General features: G+C 61.8%; 6 protein-coding genes. All 6 read right to left on the bottom strand.

All coding sequences use genetic code 11. The annotated features are described in order from the left end of the window. Positions 1 to 48 precede the first annotated feature (48 nt). Genes hmcF through hmcA form a run of 6 tightly spaced genes read right to left on the bottom strand, consistent with a single transcriptional unit; the run spans position 49 to position 6,183 of the window. Positions 49 to 1,449 (bottom strand): sulfate respiration complex iron-sulfur protein HmcF, encoded by a 1,401-nt coding sequence (hmcF, locus tag QQS14_RS15890; RefSeq protein WP_285908000.1) that lies wholly within the window; start codon positions 1,447 to 1,449, stop codon positions 49 to 51. 28 nt (positions 1,450 to 1,477) lie between these two features. Continuing rightward, the gene (gene hmcE, locus QQS14_RS15895) at positions 1,478 to 2,155 is read right to left on the bottom strand and encodes a sulfate respiration complex protein HmcE (protein ID WP_285908001.1); all 678 of its coding nucleotides are present in this window, start codon (positions 2,153 to 2,155) and stop codon (positions 1,478 to 1,480) included. Between the two features lie 27 nt (positions 2,156 to 2,182). Further along, a complete protein-coding gene (gene hmcD / locus QQS14_RS15900; protein WP_285908002.1) occupies positions 2,183 to 2,314 on the bottom strand; it encodes a sulfate respiration complex protein HmcD in 132 nt (43 codons plus the stop codon). A gap of 16 nt (positions 2,315 to 2,330) precedes the next feature. Next, a complete protein-coding gene (gene hmcC, locus QQS14_RS15905) occupies positions 2,331 to 3,500 on the bottom strand; it encodes a sulfate respiration complex protein HmcC (protein WP_285908003.1) in 1,170 nt (389 codons plus the stop codon). Then, entirely contained in the window at positions 3,501 to 4,565 is a 1,065-nt protein-coding gene (hmcB, locus tag QQS14_RS15910; RefSeq protein WP_285908004.1) for a sulfate respiration complex iron-sulfur protein HmcB, read from the bottom strand. A gap of 34 nt (positions 4,566 to 4,599) precedes the next feature. Next, positions 4,600 to 6,183 carry a sulfate respiration complex hexadecaheme cytochrome HmcA gene (hmcA, locus tag QQS14_RS15915; RefSeq protein ID WP_285908005.1) on the bottom strand — a complete coding sequence of 528 codons (1,584 nt, stop codon included), beginning with the start codon at positions 6,181 to 6,183 and terminating at the stop codon, positions 4,600 to 4,602. Between the last annotated feature and the right edge of the window lie 640 nt (positions 6,184 to 6,823).

Here is a 6,823-nt window from a genome sequence, read left to right on the forward strand (position 1 = left end):
AATAAAAAAGGCGGCCCGGGAGTGGTTCCCGGGCCGCCCTGATGGTGGTTACTCGTCGTCTTCTTCAGCGGGCTTGAGGTGATCGGGCACGATGGCCATTTCGATCAGCAGCGGCTTGAGGAAGGACCACTTGATGCCGATCTCGAATTCCTCTTCGAGGTCGCGGATGGCATCCCAGCAGTTGTGGCAGGGGGCGATGACCAGTTCCGCGCCGGTGGCCAGAATCTGATCGCGCTTCTTTTCCAGGGCCACGTTGCGCTGCTTGCGGTACTTGCCTATGCCGTTGAACCCGCCGCCGCCGCCGCAGCAGTAGTTGTGCTCGCGGTTGGGGCTCATCTCGTGGAAGTATTCGGGCTCCACGATGTAGGACATGATCTCCCGGGTGATGCTGGCCAGTCCGTGGTTGCGCACGTAGTTGCAGGAATCCTGCAACGTAACGGGCTTCTTGAGCTTCTTGGCCGGGTCGATCTTGAGGCGGCCGGTGCGCAGCACCTCGGCCACCCACTCCACATAGTGGATGTAGGGCCGGGGCGGCAGACCATCTGGACGGCCGACCCAGTAGGGGCCTTCGATGACCGATGCGCGGTGGGCGTGGCCGCATTCGGTGCCCACCACCCGTTTGGGCCGCAGCCGCTCGATGGCGTCGTAGACGGTCTTGACCTGCATGGTGCAGGCCTCCCAGTCGCCGGCGAACATGGAGAGCGAGGTCTGCTCCCAGCCTTCACTGGGCATGGTCCAGTTCTCACCGGTAAGGTGGAAGAGGATGGCCGCCTCGGCGATGTCCTCGGGGTAGTGCTTGGCCTCGCGGGCGTTGAGGGTGTACATGATGTCCGCATCTTCGACATCCATGGGAATGGTCAGACCCGGCCACTCCTCCTCGGTCTCCTCGGCCATCCACTCGCAGGTCTCCACCCAGTCCTCGGTGGTGACGTTCATCTGGGCGCGGTAGACGCGGTGCATGCCCGCGCCGATCTTCAGCTCCCAGGGCACGAAGCCCTGCGAGTAGAGCAGGCCACGCAGGTAGCCGAACATGACGCCCATGTCGATGCCATGCGGGCAGTAGTGGCCGCAGCGGTTGCAGCAGGTGCACTGGGACCAGGCCACGTCCATGCAGTGACGCAGGAACTCGTTGGTGACGTTGCCGTTCTTCTTGACGATCTCGCCCAGGGTGGACTGGATCTTGTAGGCCGGAACCTGCTTGGGATCGCGGTCGTTGACGTCGTAGAGGAAGCAGGCGTCGGCGCACAGGCCGCAGTGGGCACACATCTCGAGCCAGGTCTTGAACCGGGACTTGAGGGTTGCCTTGAGCGACGCCTGGAGCTTCTCGACATCAACGTCGAGTTCTTCCATTTCCTTGTAGTATTGCTTGCCGCCGGTATCGCCGAGCACCTCCTGGAGGTACTCCTCGGTGTTGATCGGCTTTCTGTTACACAGCTTTCCTTCGGGCATTGTTGCTTCTCCTTGTTTGGCCTGCGACTTACCAGTCGAAGCTCTTGTACTTCATGCCGCCGCGCTTGATGCCGAAGTCCATGCCCAGTTGGGCGCGGGACCAGAAGAAGCCGACAACATGGAACAGCTTGGTGAAGGGCAAAAGCGCGATCCAGGCCAGACCGCTGATAATGTGCGCCAGCAGCCAGAAGTCGTAGTCGCCCACACCCTGCACGACCATCAGGCCGGTCACGAAGGGGGCGATGGAAACCGCCAGGACAAACCAGTCCCTGGCGTCTGTGACGATGCGCACCTCGGGCAGCAGCATGCGGCGCACGGCGATGCCCAGCGCGGCAACCAGCGTGGCGATGGTCAGGAAGTCCGCCGTGGCCATGGACATGGTGGGCCAGGCGATGCCGAAGCGCTCCATGAGAATGACGGCGTGGCCCTCAAGGAAGAGGGGCACACCCAGCAGCCCGATGTGGAAGGTGAAGAACATGACCGTGAAGCCAGGCTTCGCCCGCCAGCTGTGGTTGGCAAAGGGGATCAGGAAGGCCAGGATCGAGCGGATGGCTCCCTTGGCCGCAGCGGCGGGATGCGCGGTGTAGGCCACGCGGTCCAGCCTCCAGTTCAACCCCTGGATATAGAATACGGTGCGGACGGCAAGCCCGATGACGGCGATGGCAAATGCCAGCCACAGGGCGGGGCCCGTTAACAATTCGTACATTGTATACTCCTCGTCTCTTATGACCTGTTAATCTTTGTCCCTGCTGAAGAGGAACTTCCAGTAGGCCAGGAAAACCACAAGGGACGCTCCCATGAGGATGTATGCCCACCCCTTGGTGTAGAGCAGGAAATCCTGAAGAGTGTAGAATCCATGTTCCATTTCCGTCCTCCCGGGTCTAGTGCTCATCCTTGTACTCGGGATGCTCGTGGAAGATGGGCATCCGGGTCACGATGAACTTGAAGGTTACGACGAGCATGGTGCACACGAACAGGGTGACACCGAATTCCTGCCAGCTCGGGAAGTAGCGCATCTCGGAAGGCAGATGGTAGTTGTAGGCGATGAGCGAGACGTTGAGCCGGTTGAGTATGATGCCCAGCACGGTCAGCAGCGCGGTCCAGCGAATGAGCTTGAGGTTCTTCTCGCGCACGCCGATGGCGTACAGCAGCGAGGGCAGGAGCGCGAAGCCAAGCAGCTCGAAGAGGAACCACTGGCCCCAGCCCGTGGCGAGCAGGTGCCAGTTGTCGTCCACGGCCACGCCGATGACCTTGATGAAGACATACCCCAGCAGGACCCAGGAAGCGCCCTTGGCAAAGGAGTAGTACAGGTCGTCGTGCTGGCTCAGGTAGTCCTTGCTCATCTTGTTGTGGAACGCCTTGTGGGAGACCCAGCCCTCGAAGAGGACCATGGACATGCCGGCCGCTGCCGACGAGACGAAGAAGAACGTCGGCAGATAGGTCGAGTACCACAGCGGATGCAGCTTGCTTGGCGCGATGAGGTAGAGAGCGCCCAGGGAGGATTGGTGCAGGGTGGAGAGAATCACGCCGAAGATGGTCAGCGCGATGGTGCACCGGTGGATCATGTTGCGCAGCCGCTTGTAGCCCAGCCACTCCAGGGCGGCGGGCGAGTATTCGAGGAACAGGACAGTCAGGTAAAGGGCCACGCACAGACCCACCTCGAAGAGCATGGAGGTGGTGCCGGACTGGACCACGAAGGGATAGGCCAGACGCCAGGGGCGGCCCAGGTCGTACTGGAGCGCGATGACCACGAAGAGATAGCCGAGGAACGCGGTCAGGATGGCCGGACGCACGGCGGCGTGGTGCTTCTTCATGCCGAAGAGATAGACCGCGGACGAGGTGACATAGCCACCGGCGGCCAGGGCGACACCGCAGAGCAGGTCGAACCCGATCCAGATGCCCCAGGGGTTGTTATGGTCAAGGTTGGTCACCGGGCCAAGGCCCCAGCCGAAACGCCATACCGTGAGGAAGGCGCCCATGATCAGGATCATGCCGGTGATGACGTTGAATGGAGTGAACAGTGTCTTCTTGGAGACGGCTTCGGTGGTCATTTACGCGCCCTCCTCTTCCTTTTCGCCCTGCTCGGCGGCCTTGGCCGCCTCCTCAAGCGCTTTGGCGACTTCACGCTTGACCGTGGCTTCCTTGTCCGCCTGTGCGCGCTCCATGGCGGCCTTGAGGTCGGCCTGGGCCTTTTCCTGCGTGGCGGAGATGGCCTCGGCCACGGCCTCGGCTTTTTCCTTCTTGTTGATCTTCTCGGAGCGCTTGGTCACGCCGTAGAGGCCCGCCAGGAGCAGGGGCCACAGGGCCGGAACCATGGCTACCACCGACAACGCGCCGCTGGTCAGCTCGGGGCCGGACTTGACGCCCAGATCCTCGCGCATGCCGATCTGCGAGAAGGACACCCCCGCGAGATTGAGCCAGCTGGTGCCGCCCATCTCGTGCTCGCCGTAGATGTGGTCCATGTACTTGTCCGGAGCGGCCGCGATGCGGTTGCGGGCGATCTTGATCAGCTCCTTGCGCTCGCCGTAGACCAGGGCCTCCTTGGGGCACTTGGCCACGCACCCGGGGATGGTGATCCTGCCCGCCTGGATGTTGGCCTCGCACAGGTCGCACTTGACCACCTTGGGCGTGATGGGATCGTCATAGGTAAAGGTGGGGATCTCGAAGGGACAGGCCACCATGCAGTAGCGACAGCCGACACAGACCGACTCGTCGTAGGTCACGGCGCCCGAGGGCTGCTTCTTGAAGGCGGCCACGAAGCAGGCCGAGGCGCAGGAAGGCTCCAGGCAATGCATGCACTGGATCTTGCTGAACACGGACGGACCGCCATCGGGCTGGTATTTGTTGACCACGGTGAACGCCTCGTTCTGCGTCCGCCGACGGGTGTCGAGCACTGTCAGATCGTCAAAGGGCTTTTCCGGGGCAGGCAGGTTGTTGACCGTGTTGCAGCCCTCTTCGCACTTGCGGCAGCCGATGCAGCGGACCGCGTCGAAGAGCACGCCCTTGCTCCCCGGATATCCTTCAAAGTGTACGTTTCCAGCGGCTTGAGCCTTGGTGGCGAACGCGGCGGAAACACCCGCCGCTCCCATCAGGCCGAGGAAGTTTCTTCGTTTCATGGATGACTCCTAGTGTATTTTCACCGGGTTCGGATTATTTCACCTTGTGACAGCCGTCTGCATCGCCGCAGCCCGTATTGGAGGGCTTCTCAAGCTGCATGGCGGTATGGCAGCTCATGCACTGCCCATGATAGGCGGCCATGAGGCCCGGTTTGCCCGGGGTGGCCGGGTCAAAGGGCGCGCTGTGGCAGCTGGCGCACTTGGGCGGGGTCTTGGAGGCCGGGCTGTTGTGATGGCAGCCCTGGCACATGAGCACGTCCTGCCCATGGAAGTGACCCGCCATGGTGTCGCCCTGCATGTCCTTGATCAGCCGCTTGACGATCTTGCGATGCGGCAGCTTGCTGGGCTCGTAGGTGTTGGACAACGAACCGATGATCACGATCTCGGGGATCTCCTCGTCGGCGATGGTGGCCACGGTCAGGTCGCGCGCGGCAACGGCCTCGGCGGCCCGTGCGGCAGCGGTTTCCTTGGCCGGAATCGCGCCATCGGCGTAGAGGTCCTTGAGGGAGTCGTCATGGCACTTGACGCAGGAGGTCTGCGACGGGGCCTTGTTCACGGCCATCATGTCGTGGCAGCCGGCGCAGACGGCCTTTTCCTGCTGCTTGGCATCGTGGCAGCCGATGCAGCCCTGCATGTTGGAACGCAGGTGCATGTCGCCAGCCAGCTCGAAGAACTTGCCGTCCATGGTGCCTTCGCCCACATGGCAGGAGCGGCAGTCGCCCACCGTGCTCTCGTGCTTCTCGTGGTTGAAGGCCACAGGGCCCATGCTGACCTTGGGCTTTTCGCCGTCCATGGTCACCAGCAGGGCGGCGTTGGGCTGGCCGCGCTTGAGCCGGGGAATCTCGCTGAGAACCTTGTATTTGGCCTGCGCCTCGGTGGAGTGGCAGCCCGCACAGGAGATGGGGCCGGTGTCCTTCTTCTGCGCCGCGAAGTCCTGGTGACAGGCAACGCAGGCGGAGTGAGCGGACTGGGCGAAGGAGGAGATCAGCAGGCCCGTCTCATCGCGGAAGGGCTCTTCCTGATGGCAGTTGCGGCAGCTTTCTTCCTTGCCCTTGACCTCCACGGTCTTCTTCTGGGCCTCGTCGTAGCGGTGGTGGCAGGTGCCGCACTTCTCGTCGCCGCCGGTGGCGACAACGTGGCGGGCGTGCAGGGAAAGGTCCATGGCAATGGGCTGCCACGCGGTGTCGGCGCTCCTGTCCACATGGCAGGAACGGCACTGACCATCCAGGGGACCGGTCTTCTGGCCCGCGCCAGACATCTCCTGGTGGCAGCCGATACATTGATTGTGATAGATCAGCTTGAGTTCGGCGGCATCCCCGTCCTCAAGACGCATGAACATGGTGGACAGTTTTCCATCGGCGTCCTTCTTGTGACAGCTGGCACAGTCCTTGCCCTGCTTGGCCAGGGCGTCGGTGTGCTGGTCATGATAGAAGGTCACCACGGGCAGTTCGAGCTTTCCGTAACTCGCCAGCGTGTCGATGATCACTCCGTCCACCCGGGGGGTTGCGTTGGCATTGGCCTGCGCATCCAGCCCTCGGGCTTCAAGAAAGACAATCGACGTCGCGGCGAACACGAAGAGGATTCCAGCCCAAAACAGCAGTCTTCTTCCTTTCTCCATAACGCATTCCTTGATAAGTTTTTGGAATACTGTGCACCTTCTCCAACCGAACGCGCCCTGCCTACCGCGCGCCCGAAAGCGACGCGAATGCGGCCTTTGACCGACACGGCGACAATACGCCGTAGCGGCCCGGGAACGTCTCACGGGTTGCAGCAATACGCGGAAAGCGTCAGTGCAACGAGCCCCTCAAATCCCTGGTTGCCCCCTGGCGCACACGTCCCCGGTCCGCCAGCGGCGCACCGGGCGTATCCGCCCTGCGGAAAGCACCCCTTTTCCGAATTCATGCCCTTGCAGGTAGGAAATACCCCCTGCCCTGGCCATGTGCGCATTCCCGCCCCGGCTTACCGCCCGCACCCCTGCGAAACGACCACCAAAGCTGGGTTTTTGCGCCCGGACTTAAGAGCGTATCTCTCGATTCACTCTTGCCCCAAGTCCGCATCCATACCGAGTCAGTATAGATTGTTTCAGGTGTTGGTATATAACCAGCAAAATCGCGTCAAGCTATTTGACGAGATTAAAACCAAGCTCATCAAAATACCGGAATGTAAACGGCATGTTGGAATTATCGCCTGTTTTTGATCCAAGGCACCGTCTCGGCGCGCAAAATTCTCCTATGGAATGGTATGAAATAGCTCGCCTG

This window comes from Pseudodesulfovibrio pelocollis (assembly GCF_030282845.1).
In the GTDB taxonomy this organism is placed as follows: domain Bacteria; phylum Desulfobacterota; class Desulfovibrionia; order Desulfovibrionales; family Desulfovibrionaceae; genus Pseudodesulfovibrio; species Pseudodesulfovibrio pelocollis.

Bases quoted from the DNA above. Each gene is read 5' to 3' on its own strand.
- hmcF (WP_285908000.1), bottom strand. From the start codon at position 1,449: ATGCCCGAAGGAAAGCTGTGTAACAGAAAGCCGATCAACACCGAGGAG.
- hmcE (WP_285908001.1), bottom strand. From the start codon at position 2,155: ATGTACGAATTGTTAACGGGCCCCGCCCTGTGGCTGGCATTTGCCATC.
- hmcD (WP_285908002.1), bottom strand. From the start codon at position 2,314: ATGGAACATGGATTCTACACTCTTCAGGATTTCCTGCTCTACACCAAG.
- hmcC (WP_285908003.1), bottom strand. From the start codon at position 3,500: ATGACCACCGAAGCCGTCTCCAAGAAGACACTGTTCACTCCATTCAAC.
- hmcB (WP_285908004.1), bottom strand. From the start codon at position 4,565: ATGAAACGAAGAAACTTCCTCGGCCTGATGGGAGCGGCGGGTGTTTCC.
- hmcA (WP_285908005.1), bottom strand. From the start codon at position 6,183: ATGGAGAAAGGAAGAAGACTGCTGTTTTGGGCTGGAATCCTCTTCGTG.